Origin of the sequence: Nitrospira sp. (assembly GCA_016715825.1) — a bacterium.
In the GTDB taxonomy this organism is placed as follows: Bacteria; Nitrospirota; Nitrospiria; order Nitrospirales; family Nitrospiraceae; genus Nitrospira_D.
Map to the genome: position 1 here is coordinate 972,392 of JADJXO010000001.1, position 25,532 is coordinate 997,923.

Sequence of the window (25,532 nt, forward strand, 5' to 3'; positions counted from 1 at the left end):
ATGGAGCATGCACTATCTTCTCCTCAGTCGTGGGTGGACATTCGAAGGTGGCGGCGGAGACGAAAATGATCCTGAACCTGATGAGAACCCACGAGAAGGCCCATAGAATCCACGTCCACCGTAGCCGCCATATCCGCCATAGCCACCAAATGGTCCCCAGAAACTCCGGTATCCACCATAGGGACTGAACCCGCTATACCCATAGGGTGGATAGTAAGCCCCGTAGTATGGACTTCGATCTCTTCGTCTGTTCGCGGCGATGCTGTTCCAATCGATGATATGTTTCACCTCAAGCAGCGGGTAGGTATAGTCACTTTCGTCCAGCTGTCTTGTCGTCTCACCTGTCACAGTCCCGATCACGGTGATGGGTGTTCCTTCCGGCAAGCTGGCTGGGTCGAGAAATGCTGGCCGAACCGCCAGGAATCGTCCCTCTGACCGAAGACGCTCCTCCGTCAAGAGGCCGTCTTTTGCAGTCGGCAGTTGCAAGATTTCCAATTCGGTTCCCGCTCCCGTTCGTTTGGCCCGAATCACGTTGCCGCCGATCATGACGGTTCGCCCGATGTACTCACTGGGAGCTTGTTTGAGCGCCGCAAAACTGACGGTCGTATCGATTTCTTTTTCCAGTCCAAGAGGCACACCGAGGAGCTCCGTATCACGCTGGACTTGATGGATCGACTCTGCGCAGGCTGAACACATGAGCACTGCCCCGACCAGGGGAGCGAGTATCGACGTGCGAGACATGGTCATTCTCCTCTCCTAGAAGTGATAGGACAGCCCACCAAGGATATGCTGTGCCCGGTAATTGCCGCTGAACCCACCCAAATCACCGAAGGCTTGATCGAACTTGAGCGTCGCACCAGTGTACTTGTATTCGCCGAAGATCGCGATTTTTGGTGTGAGGAACGCGCGCAGACCAGCCAGTACGTTCCATGCTGCCGCCACATCTGAATCGCTTCGTACCGTCGGAGTATCGCCGATGTGGGCGATGGCGGCTCCGATCCCAGCACCGACATACGGCTGAAGCGTGCGACCTGGGTACCGGGCAATAAAATTGGCTCCGACGGTGGTCACTCTCATATGGATACCAGGATCGGTATCTAGCTGCTTGATGTGGGGGGTCGTATGCAACACTTCTCCCTCGATGCCATACCAACTGTGTCCTGGGAAATATCCCACCTTCGCCCCGTAGGTGATTGAATTTTGCAAGTCAAAGTCTACAAAAGGACCAGGCACTCCGGCCTGAGATCCTGTTCCGGCGATACTGTTGATGCGGTCCGCAAAGTTTACCCCTGCGGTTCCGGCAACATACATTTCCGCGGGTGTAGAAATCGGCTTCATGGTGAGGATCATGAGCGTCGCTGCTAGACAACACTGCTTAGCAACTACCGAGGTTTGTGTATGCATATGCGTGCTCCTTCGCGTCATCATACCAAAACTTTTGTGCGTGCACAGTGCCATCATCACAGGCAACCGAAGTCTGCGAAGGGACAGATTGAGAAGAATGGACAGACTGATGAATATTTCGCTTTCCTATCCAAGAATAATTCGGTGTCAGAGGGTCGATAAAATTAGGGTTGACAGATCGACCGTTCTCAAGACATATGGTGTAAGCCCTAGGGAATACAGCAAGACGACAGGATTCCAACGTCACTTCACTTAATGTAAGGAAGGAGCTGAGCATGGGATTGATGGATCAATTGGGACAAGCCGTTGGCGGAATGATGGGTAACCAGGCCGGACAGAATCCTCTTCTGCAAGCTGTGGCAGGCCTTCTCGGAAAGGACAGTGGAATCGGTGGATTAGCCGGCCTCGTTCAGGCATTCCAGAAGAACGGACTCGGTGACCTCGTCAACTCATGGGTGAGCACAGGACAAAACACACCGGCCACACCAAGCCAAATTGAACAGGGCTTAGGAGGTGATCTCCTCAACCAATTAGCAGGAAAAGCAGGACTGTCCTCTGGCGCAGCAAGCTCACAGCTTGCCGGCCTTCTGCCGGATCTTATCGACAAGCTGACACCCAACGGAAAAGTCGAAGCGGGAGGGCTTGATCAGCTCATGAAACTCGTTCAAGGGAAGATGGGTGCTTGAAGAAGAGCGTACGACGTACGCTTGACCCTTCGCCCAAACACCCCAATATGCACACACGGGACCGGCTCGCTGTCTGGATGACCATCGGGCTGGTCACGTTATCAGCTGCTTGGGCACTGCGTGAGCCGCCATCCTCCAGAGTGACTCCTGGGGACTCAGCGTTTCCCACTCTCACTCCGGAAACGATTCCGTTAGTCACGGGTGATGAACCCATCATCGATATTTTTACTCGAGCTGGTTGTGCAGTCTGTCATATCATTCCTGGAATTCCTGGTGCCGACGGTCGAGTGGGACCTCGCTTAGTGCTCGGCACGACAGGCAGAGAACGACTCCGCGACCCTACGTATCACGGGAACGCCACAACCGTGCACGAGTACATCGTTGAATCCGTGCTGGAGCCGCAACAATTCATCGTCCACGGGTACCCAGAGCATACGATGCCAGCTTGGTATGGATCCAAGCTCAGCGCGTTGGCACTGGAAAAGATGGCGTCCTATCTGGAACGTCAGGAGGAGGAGAATCTGGGCCGCTGAGAAGTGATACGAGGTTGGCTTATCGCTTCCGGAGTGGGGTCACGTTACCGGAGGCGCCTCCTTGAATTTTGAATGCGTCTGTCCCGTGATCTCCCATCTGCTTATCGAGCAACGCGTTGACTGCCTCGTCGCCTTTAAGTCCTTCGAGTTTGATCTTGAGACGTAGATTATTGGCGCTATCCGCATTGATGAGCGCCTGCTCCAGCGTGATCTTGTTGTCCTTATATAGTTGAAACAGCACATGATCGAAGGTCTGACAACCCTCGTCCACCCCCTGTTCCATCGCTTCCTTTAGGATATCGACTTCGGCTTTCTTGATAAGATCCTTGATACGTGGGGTATCCAGCATGATTTCCAATGCGGGAACACGCCTGCCATCGACTGATGGAATCAACCGTTGAGAGATAATCGCTCGCAAATTGAGAGACAGTTGCAAATAGATTTGAGCATGGCGCTCGACTGGAAAAAAATTCATGATCCGTTCGATCGCTTGGTTCGCATTATTCGAGTGGAGCGTCCCGATGCAGAGATGACCGGTTTCGGCAAAGGTGATCGCCGCTTCCATCGTTTCTGTATCACGTATTTCTCCAATCAGGATCACATCCGGCGCTTGACGGAGTGTATTCTTCAGAGCGTTCTGGAAGGTTAGCGTATCGAAGCCGACTTCGCGTTGCGTAATGATCGACTTCTTATGTTGATGGACAAACTCAATCGGGTCTTCCACGGTAATGATATGGCCCTGGTGAACGTTATTACGATGGTCGATCATGGCCGCCAGCGAGGTCGACTTACCGGAGCCGGTGGCGCCCACTACCAAGACAAGCCCTCGCTTGGTCATCGCAATATCTTTGATGATCGGGGGGAGTTGTAACTGCTCGACCGTCTGAATCTCAGCTTTAATGTGACGGAAGACCACCCCGACATTACCTTTTTGCCGAAAGATGTTGACACGGAAACGCCCCAACTCTTTATAGTAGAGCGCTAAGTTCATCTCCATCTTTTCTTCGAACTCGCTCCGCTGCTGACCTCGCATGAGAGCCAGTGCCAATGCCTCCAGTTGTTCGTTGGTGAACGGCGGGGCATCAGTTTGCTGAGTCATTCCATGGATTCGGTAGATCGGGGGAGCATCGACAGTCAAATAGAGGTCCGACGATTCGCGATCTACCATGACTTTCAAGAGACTTCGAACATCCATGATGAGACTCTGCCTTTGTGCCTGTTCTACGCAGCTCCGGAAACCGGAGCCCCGAACAGATTAGGATTCATGCTCCGGGACTGCGCTTCGGCTTTATGCACGATTCCACGGGTCGCCAGCTCAAGCAAGGCCATGTCCATGGTTTGCATCCCGTCCTTTTGGCTGGCCTGCATAATACCTGGAATCTGATGAAGCTTGGCCTCGCGGATGAGGTTTCGGACGGCGGTTGTGGCAACCATGATTTCCAGAGCCGCGACACGTCCACCCATTTTTTTCTTCAGCAAGGTTTGAGTCAGCACGGCTTCCAGGGCCTCTGACAACTGGGTCCTAATTTGGGCTTGTTGCGCCGGCGGGAATGCATCGATGATTCGGTCAATGGTTTTCGGGGCGCTCGACGTATGGAGTGTCCCGAAGACTAAGTGTCCGGTTTCCGCCGCGGTCAAGGCCAGTTGGATGGTTTCGAGATCCCGCATTTCACCCACGAGCACGATATCTGGATCTTCCCGAAGCGCAGACTTCAGCGCATTGGCGAAAGACAGCGTGTGGACACCCAGCTCCCGTTGATTGACTAAACACTTCTTGGACTTATGGACGAACTCGATCGGATCTTCGATGGTGATAATATGGCCTTCAAACGTGCTATTGAGATAATCCACCATCGCAGCAAGGGTGGTGGATTTTCCTGAGCCGGTCGGCCCCGTCACCAGAATCAAACCTTTTTCCTTATCGCAGAGTTGTCGCAAGATCGGCGGCATCCCTAACTTTTCCAAGGGGACAATGGTGGTTGGAATGTTCCGAAACACGGCTCCGAGTCCCCGCTGGTGCACGAACACATTCACTCGGAAACGGGCAATGTCCCCGAGTTCGAATGAAAAATCACACTCCCGCTTTTCTTCGAAGGTTTTCCGTTGGGAATCGCTCATCATATCGTAGATGAGGGCGTGTGTTTCATCGGGAGTCAGGGGAGGGTGGTCCAGCTTTTTCAAATCCCCGTGAATACGAATCATCGGAGGTTCACCGGCACTGATATGACAATCCGAGGCACCTTCCTTGACTGAAAATGTGAGCAGCTTAGAAATATCCATCGCCCGTGATCCTCAGTGCGTCTGGGTTGTAGGTGAGGCGAACATTTCTTGTGCATCATGCCACAGCAAATCCGGAAAGCAAGAAAATTGGCCGAAAATGCGAACGCAGGCAGTGAGGATTAGGGAAGACCTGTTTCACGAATCACGAGCCGCAGGGCATTGAGGGCTTCGTCGATCTGGTCGGTGGTGTGCTCCGAGGTCACGGTGAAGCGGATCCGACTGGTTCCATCTGGAACGGTCGGTGGGCGGATGGCCGTGGCATACACCCCATGCGCGAGCAGACGTTCAGCGAATGTGGCGGCGGAGACGGCCTCACCGAACAGAACCGGTACAATAGGGCTGGCCGTCGGAGAAAGCCTGCACCCAAGGCCTTTCAGCCCTTCAAAGAGGCGTTGTCGATTCAACCAGAGTCGGGCCCGACGTTCCGGTTCACGATCGATAACCGTCAACGCGGCCGACGATGCAGCGGCGACGGCGGGAGGAAGTGCGGTGGTAAACATAAACGAACGGGCGGTATTGATTACGTACTGTACGAGATCGTGCGTGCCTACCAGGAACCCACCGTAGCTGCCCAGCGCCTTACTCAGCGTGCCCATATGAAACGGTATCCGGCGCTCCAAGTCAAAATGCTCAATGGTGCCTCGTCCAGTCCCTCCCATGATGCCGGTCCCGTGTGCATCGTCGACATACAACATCGCCCCATATCGTTCGGCTAGCGATACCAAGTCAGGCAGTGGAGCGAGATCACCATCCATACTAAATACCCCTTCGGTGAGAATGAGTGTGGAACGATCCGTGGTGCGATTCCGAAGTAGGGACTCAAGATGGTCACAATCACCGTGGCGAAAGACTCGAAAGTCTGCCTGACTTAATCGACACGCATCGAGCATGCTGGCATGGCACAATCGATCGGCCAGGATCAGGCCGCCGCTTCCAATAAGAGCAGGAATGACACCAAGATTGGCGAGGTACCCAGCCCCAAACAGCAGGGAGGCTTCGGTTCCCTTAAACATCGTCAATGCCGTTTCGAGGTGCGCATGGGGGGGCAATGTTCCACTAACCAAGCGGGAAGCACCGGACCCCGTCCCATACCGTTCCGTGGCCACGCGTGCAGCCTGCACAACTTCGGGATGCATGGTCAGACCAAGGTAGTCGTTGGACGACAGTAAGATCACCTCGCGTCCTCCATAGTGGATGTTCGACCCGGTCGCCGACTCCACCGGTGTCAACGCGCGGAGCAACGACTGATCACGGAGTTGGTGAAGTTTTTCTCGAAACATCATACTGATCCTATCATTATTCATGATCCACTCTGCGGCGTTCTACCTCCATGGTGTACAAGTCCTCATCGCATTGACAAGGAAATTCATTCCCTAGTATAAGACAACGGTTCTGCAGCAGAAAGATGGTGACAACCGTTAACTGACGTGATGGGTTTTTATGTCATATCGAATTAAAGTTCCGCCTCGGACATTACCTGTTGATGAAGCCCACCTGGTGAGTGGATTGGAGCATTGGGTGCTCGGACTGCAGCGGTACCGATGGTCCATCATCGTAGGATTCATTCTTCTGCTGCTCACGGCTGGGGGAATATGGGGTGTCTTTTGGTATGACGCAGAAAATGCCAGCAAGGCCCAAGAAATCGAGCGGGAGGCCACCCTACATCTCTTCACACGCCCAGGCAACGATCCGCAGAAAGCAGCCGCAAACGTGAATGAAGCGATAGCACTCTACAAGAAGGTGGTAGAGGAGTATCCGAGAACGCCGACCGCCCCTCTTGCGCAATTTAGTCTGGGAAATGCATTTCTTCAGGCGAACAATCTTGACTCAGCCATCGAATCATATAAGCGGTTCATTTCGACGTACGGGTCAAACATCTCACTTCTCGGCCTTGTTCATCAAAAACTTGGGTATACTTATCTGTTGAAGGGAGATATCGACCAAGCCGCGAAGACTTACTCGGCGATACTTGAGATCCCTGGGGCGATGAATCGTGACTATGCGATGTTTGAACTGGCACGGCTGGAAGAAAATCGCTCAAAACCGGACGTTGCACTCAAATATTATCAAGACCTGATCAAGACATACCCTGATTCTCCCTTAACCAGCGAGGCCGCCGTGCGCGTGAAGGTTCTCGAGGCCAAGAACACTTCGGAGTCGCCCCCGACCACTACAGAAGTTCCTGATTCCACACCCTCTAAGCCATAAGACAATCATTTCCTCTGGCCAAGGGCAGGCCCTCCGGCACCCCAATTCTTCAAGGTGGCCGTCCGTTACCGAGCGATATTGAGGAGGTCCCCAGCACGAATGAGGCTACTGGAAAGGTTGTTGCGGGCCTTCAGGGTCTGAATAGGAATACCGAACCGACGGGAGATTTTCCCAAGCGTATCTCCGCCCCGAACACGATACCACTGAGAAGAACTGATCTTCCCCTGTCGAGTCTGTCGGGTCTTCCGAACCTGTGTCCGCTCGGGAGAGACCTTCGCGAACTTGTGCGTTGGAACTCGCTCGAGCAATTTTATCACCTTGGGGCTCGTCCCAACCGGAACTTTTAAATGATATGCCGTATCGCCGGGGGGTGTGGCATCTCGCCGAAGTTCAGGATTCAGGAGCCGGAGTTCGTCGTACGGAATACCCGTAACGTTGGAGATAGCCCGGAAATGCAACGGGCGAGTCACTATCACTTCCTCAAATTCATGCGGAGCGACCGGAACGTGGTTAAATCCGTATTGGTCCAGGTTCCGCGCGATGATCGTGGCAGCCATGATGCGCGGGACGTACTGTTTCGTCTCTCGCCGAATATGTTTCGTTCTCGAAATTTCAGAAAATGATTCCGCCTGGGCCTTGTTGAGCGCACGCAGGACCTTTCCCTCACCTGCGTTATATGCCGCCATAGCGAGAGGCCATGTTCCGAAGAGATCGTACAAATCCCGGAGATAACGAGCGGCCGCTATCGTCGACTTAATGGGATCTCGCCGCTCATCCACGTAGTGATCGATGCGTAGCCCGTAGATCTTTCCGGTTCCCTTCATGAACTGCCATGGCCCTGTCGCTTTCGCGCGGGAGTATGCATAGGGATTGAATCCGCTTTCGACAAGAGACAGATGGACAAGGTCGCTCGGAAGATCGAACTCAGCGAAAATGTCTTCGACCAACGGGCGATATCGGTTGAGGCGTAAGAGCCACTGTTCAAATCGGTCCCGGATTGACGTATTAAAGAAACGAATGTGGCTTTGCACGGTTTGATCAAAGACAACCGGAATGTTATAGACTGGACCTAAATCCTCCTTGCGCTCTGCCTCCACCGCGTCTACCACATCCTCTTTGGGCGCTTCACCCTTATCCTCAGTCTCGGGCATATCCGCCTCTGATGGGGAGGCCGTCAATTCAGGTTCCAGCTCTGGTTCCAACGGGACCAAGTTGGGGTCGACATCTTCGCTTTCCTGCGAAGCTTCGCTGGTGTCAACGGCCTGCGTTTCCGGTGACGCTTTTGCTTCTTCGAGAAGGGTCTCTGGGGAGGTTTCCTGAAGAGAGACATCTTGTTGGACCGAAGTGGTCTCGTCCGCCCAACCCCGTGATTGTGGGACGACGATCGCAACACTCACCGCAAGGATTACTGCCAGTCTCACGTCCATACCCCACAGTTTTTTCCAAGTCCGTATCATGAAAAGCACCAGTTGAGAGCCTATCGACCTGCTGAAGACTTGTCAAGAAACCGTATGGGCAAAATGTTCCTACTGGCCGCTTTCATCCTATAAGATTGACGAAGACGATCGATGCGCGAACCGACCGTGTTTTCGTGTTTTGCAGACAGATGATTAAGCGATCGAAAGAGAGAAAGCCTTGATAGCACGGCTAGTTCGGGAATTCGATTTCTTGACAGTCTCCCAGCGCAAATGGTAGCGTGCTGCCTCTTCAAACAGTTTATCCCACCAGATTAACATGGTTACTTTGTGAGGAGGATTGATCGATGCTGAAGCGCTATCTTTTGGCCCCCGGCCCCACGCCTATCCCCCCCGAGGTATTACTGGCGATGGCTCGCCCGATGATCCATCATCGCGCCCCTGAGTTCGACCCGATTTTTTCCGAGGTACGCGAGGGACTCAAATGGCTGTATCAAACACGCAATGATGTCCTCATGTTGGCGGCTTCGGGGACAGGGGGAATGGAAGGCTCAGTGTCAAACTTTTTATCACCTGGCGACAAAGCGCTCTATATCAACGGAGGAAAATTTGGGGAGCGCTGGGGCAAGCTCTGCAAGACCTTTGGAGTACAAGCAACCGAGATCAAGGTCGAATGGGGACATGCGGTCAATCCGCAACAAGTAGCCGATGCCCTCAAGAAAGATCCGTCGATCAAAGCCGTCTACGTACAAGCCAGTGAGACCTCGACCGGAGTGTCCCATGACGTGAAGGCCCTGGGAGAGATTCTCAAGGGCTATGCGAATACCATTTTGGTCGTCGACGCCATTACCGCCCTGGGTGTATTCGATATTAAGACGGATGCGTGGGGTCTCGACGTCGTGATCACCGGTTCCCAGAAAGCCTTGATGCTGCCTCCCGGCATGGCGTTCGTCAGTGTCAGCGACAAGGCCTGGGCCCTAGCCGATAAAGCCAAGAACGCGGCGTTCTATTTCAACTTCAAGAAAGAACGTGAAAGTCAGATCAAGAACCAAACCGCCTATACTCCAACCGTGTCGCTCATCATCGGCCTTCAAGAAGTGTTTCGAATGATGAAGGCGGAAGGCCTCGAGAAGATGTTTGCCCGGCAGGGTCGGTTGGCTCATGCCATGCGCGAAGGTGTGAAGGCCGCCGGAATGGCCCTATTTCCAAAAGAATCTCCCAGCGATGCCCTGACGGCCGTGTGTGCACCGGAGGGAGTCGACGGGCAGGCGATCTATAAGAATCTTCGTGTACAGTACGGCATGACCGCAGCCGGCGGCCAGGACCACCTTAAGGGAAAGATCTTCCGGCTCTCTCACATGGGCTATGCTGACTCCTTTGATGTCATCACAGCCTTAGCCGCCACCGAGATGGTCTTAAAAGGACTCGGACATCCGGTTAAACTGGGAAGCGGCGTCGGAAAAGCCCAAGAACTGTTATTGGCAAAATAACCACGGCGAGGATGACATGGCCGCAGCAGGCATGAAGATTTTGATCAGCGACAGTTTGTCGAAGCAAGGCGTGGAGGTGCTCGAAAAGGCAGGATTCACTGTGGTGGTGAAATCCAAAATGCCGAAGGAGGAGCTCTTCACGGAGATCAAGGACGCCGACGGTTTGATCGTGCGATCCGGCACAAAGGTGACGGCGGAACTCATTGCTGCCGCCGACAAACTCAAAGTCGTCGGGCGGGCCGGGTCAGGTCTCGACAATGTCGATACGCCAGCCGCCACACGACGAGGAATCGTCGTGATGAATACGCCAGGCGGCAACACGGTCACGACTGCCGAACATACGATGTCAATGATCTGTGCCATGAGCCGACGCATTCCCCAGGCGACAGCCTCCGTGAAAACCGGTAAATGGGAAAAAGATAAGTTCATGGGAGTCGAGCTCTACAACAAAGTGCTGGGCATCGTGGGTGCCGGACAGATCGGGAGCCACCTGACCAAGATGGCCCAGGGCATCGGCATGAGTGTCGTCGCGTTCGACCCGTATCTGGCCCCTGAACGAGCCGAGCAAATGGGCGTCACGATGGTGGATCTCGATGAGCTCTTCCGCCGAGCCGACATTATTTCAGTTCATACTCCCCTCACCCCAGAAACACGTGGAATCATCAATGCGCAGGCGATTGCCAAGATGAAACCAGGGGTCCTGATCGTGAACTGCGCTCGAGGCGGCATCATCAATGAAACCGACTTGTGTGAAGCCTTAAAAGCCAAACATGTGGCTGCCGCCGCCTTTGACGTCTTTGAGGAAGAGCCTGTGAAGCCGGACAATCCTCTGCTCGCCCTGGATAACTTTATCTGCACCCCACACATTGGAGCGCAAACAACCGAAGCCCAGGAAAATGTCGCAATTGGGATCGCGGAGCAGATCGTCGACTACTTTACAAAAGGCGTCGCGAGAGGTGCCGTCAACATTCCGTCCGTCGCCCCGGAACTACTGCCTCGGCTGCAACCTTTTCTCACACTGGCCGAAAAGATCGGCTCCCTCCAAACACAACTGATTCAAGGAGGAACTGAGCGAATCGTGGTCGAATACAGCGGTGAAGTCGCCACACTGTCGGTCGCACCACTCACCATCGCTGTCTTGAAAGGATTACTGACTCCGATCTTGGAGCACCCAGTCAACTATGTGAACGCACCGATCGTGGCGAAGGAGCGCGGCATCGAAGTCAAAGAAATTAAGAGCACGGATGCCGGTGATTTTACAAGTCTCATACGCGTTCGCGTTGAAGCCGGCAAGATGTCGCACCAGGTAGCCGGGACGCTCTATCATAAGAAAGAGGCCAGGATTACCGAGATCGACCAATTTAAAGTGGAAGTCGTACCCGAAGGGCACATGTTGCTGATCCACAATGTTGACCGACCAGGCGTCATCGGGATGGTTGGAAAGGTCTTAGGTGATCATGGAATTAACATTCTCCGGATGCAATGTGCGTTGGAAAAGCGGGGAGGGGATGCGTTGCTGATCATCGGGTCCGACACAGAGTTTCCCGCTTCGGCCTTGGACGAAATCCGATCAAGCTCGAATATTCGTTCTGTCAAAATCGCAAACCTCTCATAACGGTGTTCGTCATGAGGGTGTTATGACCTTTGCTCCTCCGAGTCGCCGTCCTTCATCGGAGAAGCTTTCTCCTACCCATGAGCACTCATTAGTCCCTGTGGGGATGGCCACCATCCTTCCAGAGGCCGCCAATTACCTGAGGCAACTCGAGTCCGATCTGCTCGCCAGCTTCCATCAATATGGGTACGATGAAATTATCCTCCCGACATTCGAGTATTTCGATGTCCTCGCGCCTGGCCTTGAACCAGCCTTACTGGAACAGTCCTACAAGATCGTCGATCGGACGACCGGCCGTATTCTGCTGTTGAGACCAGATGTCACCGCACAAATTGCACGAACGGTGGCCATGGGCATGCTCGGCACTCGGTTGCCGTTACGTTTGTCGTACCGAGCCACCGTCTTTCGCTATGAGCCCGAACATGCCGGACGTGATCGAGAACTCTTTCAAGTCGGTGCCGAGCTGATCGGGGCTGATGACTCGTCCGCAGATTGCGAGATCATCATGTTGATGATCGAATCCCTGCGCCAGATCGGATTGTCTTCCTTCAAGATTTCGCTCGGGCACGTCGGGTTTTTTAAAGGACTTCTCGTGCGTGCCGGCCTGTCCCCTGAAGGCCGGAAGCGGGCAGAGCAGGCTGCGGCAAGAAAGGACTTTCCCTGGCTTGGAGAAATTCTCTCACACGAGCGTGTAGGCAAGCGATCCGCCCGCGCAATTTTGGATGCACTGGAGCTTTGCGGGAGGGCGGACGTCCTTTCAAAAGGGCGCGCCTTGGCCAGGGGTGAACAACCGCTGATCCGATCCTTAGACCGATTGGCACAGGTCTATGACTCGCTTGGCGCGATGGGATTACAGGATGACGTACTCCTGGATCTCGGAGAATTTCGCGAGTTTGAGTATTATGACGGGATTGTGTTCGATGTTTTCACAGACGGTATTGGAATCGAGTTAGGTGGCGGCGGGCGATACGACCGTTTAATTGGCCGCTTTGGTCGAGACATTCCATCCACTGGATTCGCGCTCAACGTAGATCGGATCTTTCGTGGACTGAACCTCACTCATACCCCAAAGGCTCTGACGCCGGCAATCCTTGTCGTCGGTCCGGTGACTCAAACAAAAGAGATCGTATCGGTGGCCCAACAACTACGTCGGACAGGTGCTCGAGTCATTCAACGAGCTGTGCCAGCATCGACTCGTGATCTTGTCAAGGTAGCCGCCGATGCTGGGCTCGACGCTGCCGTTCCTACCACCATCGTCATCGGTTCAGGTACGATGGGCCATGGCCACGTGACTGTACTCCAGCATCGCGGACGTGAGCGCACAGGGAAAACGAGCGCTCCACCACACACGAAAACGATGTTACTGCGTGACCTTCTTGCAAGCTTTAGCACGAACCGCGAAGGTGTGTCATGAAATCCGTTGGCGCCGTCGATCTCTCTCAACCAAAACTTCCCCCACAGAATCTTGAGGCAGAACAGTCGGTGCTTGGGGCCATCCTTCTGGATAACGCTGCCATGCCGAAAGCCATGGAACTCCTCGTCGATGAAGATTTCTATCGGACGGCTCACAAACGCATCTACCAAGCCATGCTGGAACTGTCCGACACCGGCGAAGTGATCGACCAGATCACGCTGACCGAGCAGCTCAAGTCTCGCGGGGAGCTTGAGGCGATCGGAGGCGCCGCCTATCTTGCAGAACTCGTCCAGATGGTCCCGAGCTCGGCCAACATTCGCTACCACTGCAAGATCGTACGTGACAAGGCTGTCGCGAGGCAGTTGATCAGCACCTCCACGGAAGTGTTGACCAGGGGGTATGAAGGAACGGCTTCTATCGATGACCTTCTCGATTTTGCCGAACGATCGGTCTTCAGCATCGCGCAAGGCAAGCTCGAGCGTGCATTTAGTCCGATCAGCCAGGTCATTAAGGAAAGCTTGGATGTCATTGATCAGCTCTCAAAACGAAAGGAACACGTCACCGGAGTCCCGACCGGTTACTATGACCTTGACGACCTCACAGCAGGGTTGCAAGCCTCCGATTTAGTGGTGGTGGCCGGACGGCCCAGCATGGGGAAGACAAGCCTGGCATTAGGGTTTGCCACACATGCCGCCATCCATGCCAACGCCGTCGTCGGCATTTTCAGCTTGGAAATGTCCAAGCCCCAGATCGTGCTTCGCATGCTCAGTTCGGAAGCGCGAGTCGATTCGCATGCGCTGCGAACCGGGAAACTCCAAAAAGAAGATTGGTGGCGTTTGGCAGAGGCCGCAGGACGGTTGGAGCAAGCACCGATCTTTATCGACGACACCGGCGGCATCACCGTTCAACAGATGCGCGGCAAAGCCCGACGACTCAAGGCTGAAAAGGGGCTGGATTTACTCCTCGTGGACTACTTGCAGCTCATGCAAGGGCGTAGCGATTCTGAATCTCGTCAGCAAGAAATATCCGATATCTCCCGCTCATTGAAAGCTTTGGCCAAGGAACTCAATGTCCCGGTGGTCGCCCTCTCGCAGCTGAGCCGTGCGGTCGAGGCTCGCAAGCCTCCGATTCCCATGCTGGCAGACTTACGTGAAAGCGGGGCGATTGAACAGGATGCCGATGTCGTCATGTTTATCTACCGAGAAGATGTCTACGACCAGAATTCGGAGCGTAAGGGGATCGCCGACATCATCGTGAGCAAACATCGAAACGGGCCCATCGGAAAGCGAGAACTATTTTTCCAGGACCGTTTTGCCAAGTTTGAAAGCCTCGATCTGCGCGAAGCCTAACTCGGTTTGCGCAACACTCGAACACTCGGTATAATCTTGGGTGTTCCTTCTCTATCCACATCCGAACGAACACCGATAGGGACATCCCCAATGGCTTTGAGCTTTCGATCGTCTTGGCATCATCTCACTGTCCAAGGAATAAGACTGACCATCCTATTTCTGCCCTGTGCCCTGGTCGCGTGCGTGACTGCAACTCAGCCACACATAACGGATCCGCTTCCTGCCACGACCACGCAGCAAGCGCCACAGACCGCTCCAGAATCAGATGCGACCTATCATTTTATGATGGGACATCAAGCGGAGCTCGCCCAAGATCTTGATACAGCCTTGAAGGAGTACCAGGCTGCACTCAAGGCCGATCCACAATCACATGAAGTCAAATCGAGACTGGCAGCACTACATTTTGCACTCGGTGATACAACGAAGGCCGTCCAGTACGCCGAGGAAGTCGGACAAGGGTCCGGGCAAGACCCTCAACTCCTGACGCAGATGGCCGGTATTCTCGCCAGCGCGGGGAAACCAGAACGTGCACTCGAATTATTAGATCAAGCGATTGCACGCAACCCGGAGCGGGGAGAGTCGTACTTTCCAAAGGGGCTCATCTTACTCAATCAAAAACGAGTCGTCGAAGCCGAAGAGGCGGTCAAGAAAGGTTTGCAATATACCTCGGACTCACCGGTCGGCTATTACTACTTAGGACGCATCTCTATTGAAGCCGGAAATCTGGAACAGGCCCTCTCCAGCTTCGACCGTGCGATCACTGTGAACCCAGCTTTCGAGCCGGCGTATCTAGCCCAAGCATCAGTTTATGAGTCGCGCCAAGAGAAAGATAGGGCCATCGCCGTTTTAAAAAAATTCCTCGCGCAGGTGAATCCCAGAAACCGAGAAGTTCGTCAGCATCTGATCCAACTTTACATCGCCACCAAAGACTATGCCGGTGGTCTTGCAGAACTGAACACGATGCTGGAGGAAAACCCCGGCGATCTGGATGCCCAATTACGCATGGCACTGATCCATGGAGAACAAAAGGAGTTTTCACAGGCGATCGCTCAGCTGACCGACATTCTGAAGGCCAAACCGGCCGAATTGAAAGTGCGCGACTACCTTGGCTATCTGTACGAAGAGACGAAAGACTTTCCCAAGGCCATGGAAACCTATCGCTACAACCTCCACTTGGATCCAAGGTTTGTCGACAGTCACATTCATCTTGGGGTGCTCCTCTATCGGCTCAAGCAATTTCCCGAGGCTGTCACACATCTGGACGAAGCCGTTCGTCTCATGCCAAAGCAGCCAGAACCCCACATCGTGTTGGGCTTAGCACATCTGCAAAGCGAGGAGTTTGAAAAGGCCTCCGACGCGTTTCGAGAGGGGATTCGTCATAATCCCAAAAACGCCGACCTTCATTTCAACCTTGGTACGGCCTACGACAAGCTGAATCGTTTTGATGACGTGGAACGCGCAATGGAAACCGCCCTGTCCCTCGATCCCCACCATGCTGATGCGTTGAACTACCTCGGTTATAGCTATGCCGAACGAGGGATCAAGATCGACCAGGCCCTATCCCTCACCAAACAGGCGGTGGCACTCAAACCGGAAAATGGATACTACATCGATAGCCTTGGTTGGGCATTCTATAAATCGGGGCAGCTCTCTGAGGCGCTTACGGAAATCAAACGAGCCGTCTCACTCGTCGGCGACGACCCCGTCATCTATGAGCATCTCGGAGAGATTTACATGAAGCAGCAGAAGATGACCGACGCCCGTGACGCATGGATTCATTCGTTGGAGCTCGACCCCTCCAATGAAAAACTGCTCCAGCGCTTCCGCGAGCAGGGCATGGCCAATCCGGCCTACGAAGACCGGATTCAACAGGCCAAGCGCCGCGTTTCAGAGAAAATGCAACATCCCCAAGCCACTCCTCAAACCCATCCTGACTGATCACTGATCCTAGCGGGAAGCACTCTGATTCTCCCAGACTCTCGGCTCCTTACTTCCACGACCTAAAAGGACGCCAACCCCACCCGGATAGCTCCTGAGTGCCAATTCTTGGCACTCTCGAGCAGTTTATGGGAAGGCCAAGAAGCACCTTATCCGCTCAGCAACGACTGATTCTTCATAAGTTGTTGCATCATCAAGGATTGCTGGTACGCTAGGCCTTGTCACTGACCGGCACCAAACCTGCTATAGGCACCGGTAGGCGGCAACACAGGCGCCGCAGATGATCAACCGGGCCGTCAGTGAACCATCAACAAGGAGGCAGTACGATGTTGAAGTCGCTCCGCAAACAAGAGGGTTTTACCCTCATCGAGTTGATGATCGTCGTGGCGATCATCGGAATCCTGGCGGCCATCGCCATCCCTAACTTCTTGCAGTACCAGATGAAGTCTCGGCAGTCCGAGGCCAAGACGAACCTCGGTGCCATTAAGACATCTGAGGTGTCCTGGCAGGGTGAGCGTGGGTGCTTCCTGACGGTGGCCCTCGCACCGGCAGTCGCGCCGGCGGCCGGTACCAAGAGCCAGCCACAGAACTGGAACCTGGCTGGAGCAGCATGGCTTCTTCCCACCCCTGCAGCCGCCACTGGATGGTGTGTCGGTGCTGCTGGTGCCGGTATATCGTTGGGGACATTTGCTAATCTTGGATTCCAGGCAACGGGGAACGTCTTGTACCAGTACGGGACTGGGACCTATGCGGTTTCGTATACCTCTTGCCTGGGACCAACAGCGGCCCCCGCAGCCTTAATAACTGGTGAAAACGGTGCCACGGACGTTGGCCCGACGGCGGCCGGGTTCAGGGCGACAGCGGTGAGCAATCTGGACGGAGATGCTAACCTCTCGGTCTGGGCCTCGGCTGATGCCACGGGTGCGTCAGACTGCGTACCTGGCTTCTTCTAAGAAAGGGTAGGTCCTGAGTCGTGCGTGTGTCCCGCCGACTGGTGACGGTCGGCGGGACCTCGTGCATTTAGGGATCGAGTCGTTATGTCGAGCTTGTCATACCCGGCCACCCGTACTCACGCATTCTCAAAGAAACCTATCCTGGCATGGACCGCTGTCACGCTGATCACACTCATCTTCTTGGCACTGGTCATATTCCTCCAACGAAATCTAGATCTGCGTATCGATGCACATGCAGCCAAGATCGAAGAGCTCGCGCAACTACCTCGTGGAGAGTATCTCAAACCTGCTCTGTTGGGCTATCACCATGTGGGTGCCGATGTCTTGTGGTTACGACTCCTTCAAGTCCTCGGGAAAAAGAACAATACTGCCGACGAGTATGAGTGGCTGTACCATGCGCTCGACGTCGTCACCACATTGGATCCGCAGTACGCCTACGCCTACTACGTGGGTGGCGTGGTGCTGAACAACTATGCCAATCGCGTCGACCTGAGCAACCGCCTATTGGAAAAGGGACATCGTGCAAACCCAGGCGAATGGAATCTTCCCTTCTTGCTTGGCCATAACCACTATTTCGTCCTCGGGGATGCCACCAAGGGAGCTGACTACATCAGCACAGCGGCGCGCACTTCAGGCGCTCCAGATTTCCTTCCTGGTTTAGCGACACGAATGCATGCAGAGGCCGGCAATCCGGAAGTCGCTCTCCAGTTTCTCGAAGCATTGTGGAGAGAGAATCCAGACCTTGTCGTCCGGGAACAGCTAGAGACGCGGGCCAAGGAAGTGATAATCGAGCGTGATCTCAGAACACTCGAACGCGCAATCAAACACTACCGGACACAACATGGAATGGTCCCGAGGACACTCACAGACCTCATCTCTACAGGGTATCTTTCGCACATTCCAGAAGAGCCATTCGGTGGATCGTACGACCTCAATGCCAAGACAGGACACGTGACGAGCAGTACCCATTCCACCCGACTGAAAGTATTTCGGCGTGATCTGGAAGGCGGCATCTAGCCACTGGATCTCCCTATGAACATGACGCGTGAACAGATCGTGAGAATTGAGCACTTGTCGAAAGTGTTTCGCGTCGGTTTTTGGGGGCGACGTGTGACCGCTGTTGATGACTTGTCGCTTGAAGTACAGCAGGGAGAGATCTATGGCTTTCTAGGACCGAATGGGGCTGGAAAGACCACGACGATCAAGATGCTGATGGGGCTTATCTACCCCAGTAAGGGAACGGCAAGCCTATTTGGCCAACCAATCGGCAACCATATGGCGAAATCGAAGGTTGGATTTCTTCCGGAATCCCCATACTTCTATGATTATCTGACGAGTCGAGAATTCTTACGATTTTACGGACACCTTTTTGGACTCTTGGGGCGTACGCTTGAAAAACGCATTGATGAGTTGCTGGAGCTGGTCGGCATGACCCATGCGCGCGACCTACAATTACGAAAGTTCTCAAAGGGCATGTTGCAGCGGGTCGGGATCGCCCAGGCTATGATCAATGATCCTGAGTTGGTCATCTTGGATGAGCCGATGTCCGGGCTCGATCCGATTGGGAGAAAAGAAGTGCGAGATCTAATTCTTCGCCTCAAGGAGACTGGCAAGACCGTGATGTTCAGTTCACACATCCTTCACGATGCGGAGCTGCTGTGTGATCGTGTGGCTATGATCATGAAGGGAAAACTCGTCGCGTGTGGACTGGTGTCTGAATTGATCGACCACGGAACAACGCAAGAAGTAGAAATGGTCGTGGATCGACTCTCTCCCGAGGGTGTCGAACAGCTACGGCCCTTCACGCTCAAAACCGTGCTTCATGGAGAGCGCGTGGTTGCAACATTGGCCAGTCAGAGGCACGTCGATGACGCGTTGGAAGTCATCAGATCACACCAGGCCAAACTCGTGTCTCTTCTTCCTCATAAAGCATCGCTCGAGGATCTGTTCATTCGTAAGGCGAAGGGAGTGCATCATGTGACAGAGGTTCCTGCATGAAAGTGATCTCGATTGCGCTCAACACGTTCCGTGAAAATCTCAGAGATAAACTGCTCTACAACTTGTTAATCTTCGCGCTCCTCATGATCGGAAGCTCGCTGATCTTGATGCGCTTGACGCTGGGAGAATTTCATCGGCTGATTTTGGATATCGGACTGGGCAGCATCAACTTCTTCGGAGTCTTGATCGCCATCTTCGTAGGAATCGGTCTTGTCAGCAGGGAAATTGAGAAGAAAACCATCTATACGATCGTTTCAAAACCGGTCGCTCGCTTTCAGTTTCTTCTCGGCAAGTATGTAGGTCTCAGCCTGACACTTCTCATCAATACCGCGATCATGGCTGGTGGATTGCTGGTCGTCCTCTATGTGCAAGAGGTTCCGATCCATGCCGTGCTTTTCAAAGCGCTGGGCCTGATCGTCGTAGAGTTTATGGTCATCACAGCTGTCGCGCTGCTGTTTTCGACATTCTCAAGCGCCACGTTCAGTGCCATTTTTACCTTGGCTCTGTATGTGATCGGCCACCTCACACCTGACCTCAAGGCGTTCGGCGAAAAGATGGGGGGACTGGGGAAAACGATCGTGGAAGGGATGTATTACGTCCTGCCGAACCTCGACCGTTTCAACCTCAAAGGGCATGTCACCCATCAGATCGACGTACCGACAGGAGATCTGTTTGTGATTGGTCTTTATGGGATAGCCTACACCGCCTTCCTTCTCACCCTTGCTTCCGTCATCTTCCAACGGCGGGATTTTCGCTAACGACGACAGAGGCCGCGCTGTGTCACATCTCGTGAGCGTACTACCAGGGTTCCTCCATCATGTCGTAATAGCGCCTTCGGATGCGGAGGACACATGCCTTGCATATTTTCCCATCACCCCTGTGGTATAGCGCGGAATAGGAAACTTGACCTTCTTGAGTCGAGCGCTGATTTCTTTTTGTGATACCGCCACATCTAATCGACGCTTGACGATATCAAAGGTAATAATGTCACCGGTCTTCACAGCAGCGATCGGGCCTCCCTTGACCGCTTCAGGAGCAACATGCCCGGCCATCAATCCATGCGTTGCACCGGAGAACCGACCATCAGTCAGCAACGCAACTGAGTCGCCGAGCCCGGCTCCCACGATGGCTGCGGTCACGCCCAACATTTCCCGCATGCCAGGGCCCCCAGCCGGGCCTTCGTACCGAATCACCACGACGTCGCCAGGCTTTATGTGACCGGCCTTTACTGCCACAAATGCATCTTCCTCTCGATCATAGACTTTTGCCGGCCCTTGAAACTTGGTCATCGAATGGCCGGCCACCTTCACCACACAGCCTTCCGGTGCCAAATTTCCTTTCAGAATCACAAGCCCACCAGTTGACTTGATCGGGTGGGTGAGGGGACGCAAGACTTGTTGACCTGGTGTTTCATTGGCGGTCGAGGCTTCTTCACCAATCGTTCGTCCCGTCACTGTCGGTTGAGCACCATGGAGGAGTCCGGCATCAAGTAGTCGCTTCGCGACCAAGGTCGTGCCGCCTGCGGCAAAAAGATCCGCCGCGACATACTGGCCTCCTGGTTTCAGGTCAGCCAGAAGAGGGACCTTTCGATTGATCTTGTCAAAATCGTCAATGCTGAGTTTGATTCCCGACTCGCGAGCGATGGCGAGCAAATGTAGCACGGCATTCGTCGACCCTCCGGTGGTGGCGACGGCAGCAATGGCATTCTCCAGCGACTTCCGTGTGATGATCTGGCGCGGACGGAGATTCTGTTTGACGAGATTCATCACCATCTGGCCGCACTCAAATGCCACATCATCTTTTCGGCCATCCATGGCAGGAACCCCGTTACGACCCATCGGTGAAATGCCCAGAAATTCAAACGCAATGGCCATCGTATTGGCAGTGAACTGTCCCCCACAGGCCCCAGGCCCAGGACAGGCATGGTCTTCCAAGTCTTTGAGCTCGGCATCGGTCATCTTTCCGGACGCATGTTTGCCGACGGCTTCAAAGACATCCTGAATCGTGACGTCATGCCCCTGAAACTGTCCCGGCATAATCGACCCGCCGTACAGCATGAGCGACGGAAGATTCAAGCGCGCGAGTGCCATGACGGTCCCAGGAATCGTCTTGTCACAACCAGATAGTGCGACGACCGCATCAAACATGTGCCCACGTGCAACAAGCTCGATCGAATCTGCAATGACCTCTCGGCTGATTAAAGAGGCTTTCATTCCTTCGGTCCCCATCGAAATCCCATCCGAAACAGCAATGGTATTGTATTCGATCGGGGTTCCACCAGCTGCTCGAATACCGGCTTTCACTCGCTCAGCAAGCCGCCGTAAATGAAAATTACAAGGCATCACCTCGATCCAGGTGTTGGCGACACCGACCAGCGGTTTGGTGAGGTCGTCGTCCGTAAACCCCACAGCCTTCAGCATGGCCCTCGCCGGGGCACGTCCCGGGCCGATTAACAAATCGTGGCTCTTGAGCTTCGCGTCATCTTGTTTGCGCATGGTGTTTGGTACTCAACTTTAATGGACGGACATGTTACTTGGTGGTGTAGGGGATGTGCCTGGGTCACGTGGGTTCTGACCGTGTGGGTTGGTCCCATGAGGATTCCCTCCGTGCGGGTTTCCACCATGCGGATACGCGCCATACGACATACCCCCTCCATGATGCGCTCCCGCACCTTTGTGCTGCTGCATCACCTTGTCATGTTCAGACTTCTCTTTCTCACGTTGCTCGGGTGTCAACACGGCCATCACATCACGCCGCATCTTGATAGCGGTCATGCGCAGTCCGACCTGGAGGTCTTTGCTCTGCCTCAGCTTTGCTTCAATCGCACTGAGATCGCCGTTCTCGTCATCCGTCAATGATTTTAATTCGCGTTCGGCAATTTTGATCTCAGCTTCGGTCTTGATACGAATGCGGTCCAGATTCAGTTGCACCTCCTTGAGCTTTGCAATCTGATCGGCCGTGAGCCCGATATCCTTTTCATGCTTGAGCAGATGGCGGATGAGATGGCCCGTCCCACTATGCATCACGCCTTTGCCATAGCCATGTTCCCCACCGACACCGTATGCACTTCCCGTATGGCCATAGCCCGGATCATTCGCCCATGAGTTGGGGACACTCCCTATCAGGAGACCAACCGAAGCTATCGCAACGACAGCGGTCGTTTTGGCTACAGACATCATGAAATCCTCCTTGGTTGAGACACTCTGGTCAAAAGCTTGCCATAGTGAGCTATGCAACGCAAGCGAACCCCTTTGACTCACTCCCAGGATTAGCGCCGCCGAGCGGTATCGAGAATGTCCGTGCGCGGATCTGGATGCCGTTGCTTGCTCAAACGTTCGTAGAGAACCCGATCTTCTTCGCTCACGCTCGTCGGCATCACAATCTGTAAAGCGAGGAAAAGATCTCCGTACGCACCCGTTGCAACCGGTAGTCCCTTTCCTTTCAGCCGCAATCTGCTATCGGCCTTGCTACCAGCCGGCACTTTGACCTTGACAGGCTCAGTTAAGGTTGGAGCGGTGACCTCCGCTCCGAGTGCGGCCTCCCATGGATAGACCGGAAGGGTGGCATGCAAATCAGAGCCCTGCTGACGGAAAATCGGATCGGGGAGAATGCTCACGTGGAGATACAAGTCACCCCGCTTTCCACTATAGGCACCGGGCTGGCCCTTTCCCGCAACTCTTACGCGAGTTCCATCTTGAACACCTGCAGGGATTCTCACTTCTATGGTCTTGTGCTGCATCGTTGTTCCACTCCCATGACAGGTCGTGCACGATTGCCCTCGCAAACGCCCACTCCCGACGCAGGTCGAGCAGGTTTGCGGCTCACGGAGCGTCACACGCTTCGTGACACCCGTCAACACTTCACGCAACGCCAGCTGAACATCGGTCTCGAGGTCCTCGCCCGGTGGGCTAAGATCGTCACGTTCGGCAGTCCTACGTCCGCGGTTCCCGAAGAGATTCTCAAAGAAATCCGAAAAGGGCTCGTTTCCGCCGCTGCCCTGACCGCGGGAATCTTGATCGGACCCCCAAGGCCCGCTGGCCCCTCGCGTCCAGGCCTGTTGACGCGCATTATTAAAGTTCTGCGCTTGCTCCCAATCTGTTCCGTACTGGTCGTATTTCTTACGTTTGTCGGGGTCGGACAGTACTTCCTGGGCCTCATTCAGTTCCTTAAACTTCTTCTCCATCTCAGCCTTCTTGGCTCCGGTGTGAAGGTCGGGATGGTATTGGCGGGCTAAACGGCGGAATGCCTTTTTAATATCGTCAGCAGAGGCAGTTCGAGGAACGCCGAGGGTTTTGTAGTAGTCGCGTGGGGCAGTCGCCATAACTATTCGCCATCCGACCGAACCAAGAAGAAAAACCCGACAGATACGGACTGAGCTTACGGAGTGTCGAAACGGTTTGCAAGAGCCGAGTGGGTCTAATGAGGCGTCGAGACCTTGGCTTTGGCCATCAGCTTACAATACGAGCAGGTGTCTGCCGTCGTTGGTTGGCCACAAAGGGAGCACGGGTGCAACCTGGAGCGGTCCCTATCACTCATCCTTGTGGATGAGTCAGCCTTTCGTTGCTTTTCGAGAAAACCCCAGTAAAACATTTGCTTGGTACCGGGCGACTCCGTTTCCAACCGGTTCAAGACCTCTTTATAAACAAGCGTACGGGCCCCTTGAGCCATGGGGCATTCCTCAACGACATACTCGATCCGATTCACAACACAATATGCCGCCAATTCACGCTCGGTCAATCGATACAACGGTTTCACTTTTTTGGCGAATCCATCGAGGGAAGCGGGGAGACTCGGACCTTGCTTCTCAAGATATTCATCCTGCCAGTGCAGCACGTTGCCGAGGAGCCTGGCTGCCTCGTCGTCCAAGTTATGCCCGGTTGCCATCACATCGTACCCATGTTGAAGGGCAGCGTGGTTGAATTGATACCGTTTAATTGTCCCACAGGTCGAACATGTTGGACGATGAACGATCATGGCGAGCTCACGGATGCCAGCTCCTTCTTCACGCTCTACGGTATGGATATGCACCACTGCACCATGGGCCGCCGCCACTGTTTCAGCAAAATGCACGACTTTCTTATGAGACGACTCGGAATAGCCACCAATGCCAAGATTCACATACAACGCATCAGCCTTATATCCCAACTTCAACAGAAGATCCCACAAGGCCAAACTATCCTTGCCGCCGGACACAGCGACAAGAATACGGTGTTCTCTCGCAAACATATCCTGAGACCGAATCGCTTTTCCAACCTGGTCTTGCACGAAAGTGTTAAAGCATTGCTTGCAGAATGCGGCATTGTGACGAGGCAATTTCATCACTGCTTTGGTTTTGCACTTTGTGCAGTTCATAGTGGTTGATGATACGGGGAGCGCAAGGCCAATTGCAAATAGTGACACATCGCCTTGAGGCTCACGGAAGGTGCGCTTGGCGGGTTGGAAACCGGATCCGACGGGATATCACGAAACTTCTTGAGCGATTGACGATAGAAAGACAATCCGTTATGAACAAGAGAAACACTACGGTCGCTCTAGGAGAGTGGGTAACTAGACAGATTTGACAGTTTACATAATATTTATTATCAGAACATGACATTCGAACTACTTGGCCGCGTTCACAAAGAGCTTTCCATCACCGGTCAGGCCTTTTACGAAACCGTGCTCGCCATCTCCGAGCTGGTTAACAGGAAAGTTCAAATTATCCGTCTACACTCGCACGCTTCGACATTACTGAAACAAATAGATGCGGTCACAGGTCGGCTTGGTCAGCAAATCGTCACACGGGTGTCCGATCGACTGCTCGAAAAGCCCACAGTTGATTCAGGTGTCAGCATGATCGACGAGCTGCTGAGCAACGCAATGACCGAAGTTCAACAGCTAAAAACCTTCCTCGTCCGGATCGACACACAAATACGAGAACTCAAACTTGAAGCGATTCATCAAGATCTACTGGCATTTCAGCGCGATCTCACGCTTCGATCAAGCGGTATTGAGCGGATTATCGTGACCCGTAGTGCGGTGGCAACACAGGAACCTTTGGGTGCACTTCCCTATTCTGCCTCCGCACACGTCGCGACCGTACTCCGAGGGCCTTTTCTCTTGGCCCCCGATAAAAATCTCCTCTTGCGTCCCGGTGATATCGTCATCCTGATCGGCGGTCAGGCAGAACTGGACAAGCTCACGACATGGTTCACCAGCCAACGACCCCTTACGCCTTCTTAAACACAATCAGCAGAGCAGGTAGTAGGCACA

22 protein-coding genes and 1 pseudogene are annotated in these 25,532 nt (G+C 53.9%); 13 read left to right on the forward strand and 10 right to left on the reverse strand.

Going from position 1 to position 25,532, the window contains the following annotated elements:
* Window positions 1–12: 12 nt before the first annotated feature.
* Both IPM58_04710 and IPM58_04715 read right to left on the reverse strand, forming a co-directional pair.
* Window positions 13–747 carry a Slp family lipoprotein gene (locus IPM58_04710; GenBank protein MBK9306393.1) on the reverse strand — a complete coding sequence of 245 codons (735 nt, stop codon included), beginning with the start codon at window positions 745–747 and terminating at the stop codon, window positions 13–15.
* A gap of 9 nt (window positions 748–756) precedes the next feature.
* Window positions 757–1,404 carry a porin family protein gene (locus IPM58_04715; protein MBK9306394.1) on the reverse strand — a complete coding sequence of 216 codons (648 nt, stop codon included), beginning with the start codon at window positions 1,402–1,404 and terminating at the stop codon, window positions 757–759.
* A gap of 275 nt (window positions 1,405–1,679) precedes the next feature.
* Here IPM58_04715 and IPM58_04720 point away from each other — a divergent pair, with 275 nt between their 5' ends.
* On the forward strand, window positions 1,680–2,090 hold the full coding sequence (locus tag IPM58_04720) for a DUF937 domain-containing protein (protein ID MBK9306395.1): 411 nt from the start codon (window positions 1,680–1,682) through the stop codon (window positions 2,088–2,090).
* Window positions 2,087–2,623: a hypothetical protein gene (locus IPM58_04725; GenBank protein MBK9306396.1), complete on the forward strand. Its 537-nt coding sequence runs from the start codon at window positions 2,087–2,089 to the stop codon at window positions 2,621–2,623. Before IPM58_04720 ends, IPM58_04725 begins: the two co-directional genes overlap by 4 nt.
* Before the next feature lie 19 nt (window positions 2,624–2,642).
* Here IPM58_04725 and IPM58_04730 read toward each other — a convergent pair whose 3' ends face one another.
* From IPM58_04730 to bioF, 3 genes are all read right to left on the reverse strand, one after another.
* Window positions 2,643–3,818 (reverse strand): PilT/PilU family type 4a pilus ATPase, encoded by a 1,176-nt coding sequence (locus IPM58_04730; GenBank protein MBK9306397.1) that lies wholly within the window; start codon window positions 3,816–3,818, stop codon window positions 2,643–2,645.
* A gap of 26 nt (window positions 3,819–3,844) precedes the next feature.
* Window positions 3,845–4,903 carry a type IV pilus twitching motility protein PilT gene (locus tag IPM58_04735; GenBank protein ID MBK9306398.1) on the reverse strand — a complete coding sequence of 353 codons (1,059 nt, stop codon included), beginning with the start codon at window positions 4,901–4,903 and terminating at the stop codon, window positions 3,845–3,847.
* A gap of 119 nt (window positions 4,904–5,022) precedes the next feature.
* Complete coding sequence (bioF, locus tag IPM58_04740) at window positions 5,023–6,186, reverse strand: 8-amino-7-oxononanoate synthase (GenBank protein MBK9306399.1); 1,164 nt, start codon at window positions 6,184–6,186, stop codon at window positions 5,023–5,025.
* Between the two features lie 157 nt (window positions 6,187–6,343).
* Between bioF and IPM58_04745 the strand changes: the two genes are divergently transcribed.
* A complete protein-coding gene (locus IPM58_04745) occupies window positions 6,344–7,111 on the forward strand; it encodes a tetratricopeptide repeat protein (GenBank protein MBK9306400.1) in 768 nt (255 codons plus the stop codon).
* A gap of 65 nt (window positions 7,112–7,176) precedes the next feature.
* On the opposite strand, the gene IPM58_04750 is transcribed toward IPM58_04745, so the two are convergent.
* Window positions 7,177–8,568 (reverse strand): transglycosylase SLT domain-containing protein, encoded by a 1,392-nt coding sequence (locus tag IPM58_04750; GenBank protein ID MBK9306401.1) that lies wholly within the window; start codon window positions 8,566–8,568, stop codon window positions 7,177–7,179.
* Window positions 8,569–8,873: 305 nt separating this feature from the next.
* Here IPM58_04750 and IPM58_04755 point away from each other — a divergent pair, with 305 nt between their 5' ends.
* The 9 genes and pseudogenes from IPM58_04755 to IPM58_04795 all read left to right on the forward strand — a co-directional run bounded on the left by IPM58_04755 (window position 8,874) and on the right by IPM58_04795 (window position 20,038).
* Window positions 8,874–10,016, forward strand: a complete 1,143-nt coding sequence (locus IPM58_04755) for an alanine--glyoxylate aminotransferase family protein (protein MBK9306402.1) — start codon at window positions 8,874–8,876, stop codon at window positions 10,014–10,016.
* A 31-nt stretch (window positions 10,017–10,047) separates the two neighbouring features.
* The gene (locus IPM58_04760) at window positions 10,048–11,631 is read left to right on the forward strand and encodes a phosphoglycerate dehydrogenase (protein MBK9306403.1); all 1,584 of its coding nucleotides are present in this window, start codon (window positions 10,048–10,050) and stop codon (window positions 11,629–11,631) included.
* 22 nt (window positions 11,632–11,653) lie between these two features.
* Window positions 11,654–13,042: an ATP phosphoribosyltransferase regulatory subunit gene (gene hisZ, locus IPM58_04765; protein MBK9306404.1), complete on the forward strand. Its 1,389-nt coding sequence runs from the start codon at window positions 11,654–11,656 to the stop codon at window positions 13,040–13,042.
* Window positions 13,039–14,391, forward strand: coding sequence for a replicative DNA helicase (gene dnaB, locus IPM58_04770; protein ID MBK9306405.1), 1,353 nt, complete (start codon window positions 13,039–13,041; stop codon window positions 14,389–14,391). The genes hisZ and dnaB overlap by 4 nt, the downstream gene beginning before the upstream one ends.
* 183 nt (window positions 14,392–14,574) lie before the next feature.
* The gene (locus IPM58_04775) at window positions 14,575–16,329 is read left to right on the forward strand and encodes a tetratricopeptide repeat protein (protein ID MBK9306406.1); all 1,755 of its coding nucleotides are present in this window, start codon (window positions 14,575–14,577) and stop codon (window positions 16,327–16,329) included.
* Between the two features lie 326 nt (window positions 16,330–16,655).
* Window positions 16,656–16,814, forward strand: a pseudogene (locus tag IPM58_04780) (prepilin-type N-terminal cleavage/methylation domain-containing protein).
* 552 nt (window positions 16,815–17,366) lie between these two features.
* Window positions 17,367–18,299 carry a hypothetical protein gene (locus tag IPM58_04785; GenBank protein ID MBK9306407.1) on the forward strand — a complete coding sequence of 311 codons (933 nt, stop codon included), beginning with the start codon at window positions 17,367–17,369 and terminating at the stop codon, window positions 18,297–18,299.
* 21 nt (window positions 18,300–18,320) lie between these two features.
* Window positions 18,321–19,280 carry an ABC transporter ATP-binding protein gene (locus IPM58_04790; protein ID MBK9306408.1) on the forward strand — a complete coding sequence of 320 codons (960 nt, stop codon included), beginning with the start codon at window positions 18,321–18,323 and terminating at the stop codon, window positions 19,278–19,280.
* Entirely contained in the window at window positions 19,277–20,038 is a 762-nt protein-coding gene (locus IPM58_04795) for an ABC transporter permease subunit (GenBank protein MBK9306409.1), read from the forward strand. The genes IPM58_04790 and IPM58_04795 overlap by 4 nt, the downstream gene beginning before the upstream one ends.
* 57 nt (window positions 20,039–20,095) lie before the next feature.
* Here IPM58_04795 and ilvD read toward each other — a convergent pair whose 3' ends face one another.
* The 4 genes from ilvD to IPM58_04815 form a co-directional block, all read right to left on the reverse strand.
* Entirely contained in the window at window positions 20,096–21,775 is a 1,680-nt protein-coding gene (ilvD, locus tag IPM58_04800) for a dihydroxy-acid dehydratase (GenBank protein MBK9306410.1), read from the reverse strand.
* Window positions 21,776–21,793: 18 nt separating this feature from the next.
* Entirely contained in the window at window positions 21,794–22,459 is a 666-nt protein-coding gene (locus tag IPM58_04805; GenBank protein MBK9306411.1) for a periplasmic heavy metal sensor, read from the reverse strand.
* Window positions 22,460–22,548: 89 nt separating this feature from the next.
* The gene (locus IPM58_04810; protein ID MBK9306412.1) at window positions 22,549–23,601 is read right to left on the reverse strand and encodes a J domain-containing protein; all 1,053 of its coding nucleotides are present in this window, start codon (window positions 23,599–23,601) and stop codon (window positions 22,549–22,551) included.
* Window positions 23,602–23,696: 95 nt separating this feature from the next.
* Window positions 23,697–24,632 (reverse strand): adenine nucleotide alpha hydrolase family protein, encoded by a 936-nt coding sequence (locus IPM58_04815; protein MBK9306413.1) that lies wholly within the window; start codon window positions 24,630–24,632, stop codon window positions 23,697–23,699.
* 237 nt (window positions 24,633–24,869) lie between these two features.
* On the opposite strand from IPM58_04815, the gene IPM58_04820 reads away from it, so the two are divergent.
* Entirely contained in the window at window positions 24,870–25,502 is a 633-nt protein-coding gene (locus IPM58_04820) for a TrkA C-terminal domain-containing protein (protein MBK9306414.1), read from the forward strand.
* Window positions 25,503–25,532 lie beyond the last annotated feature (30 nt).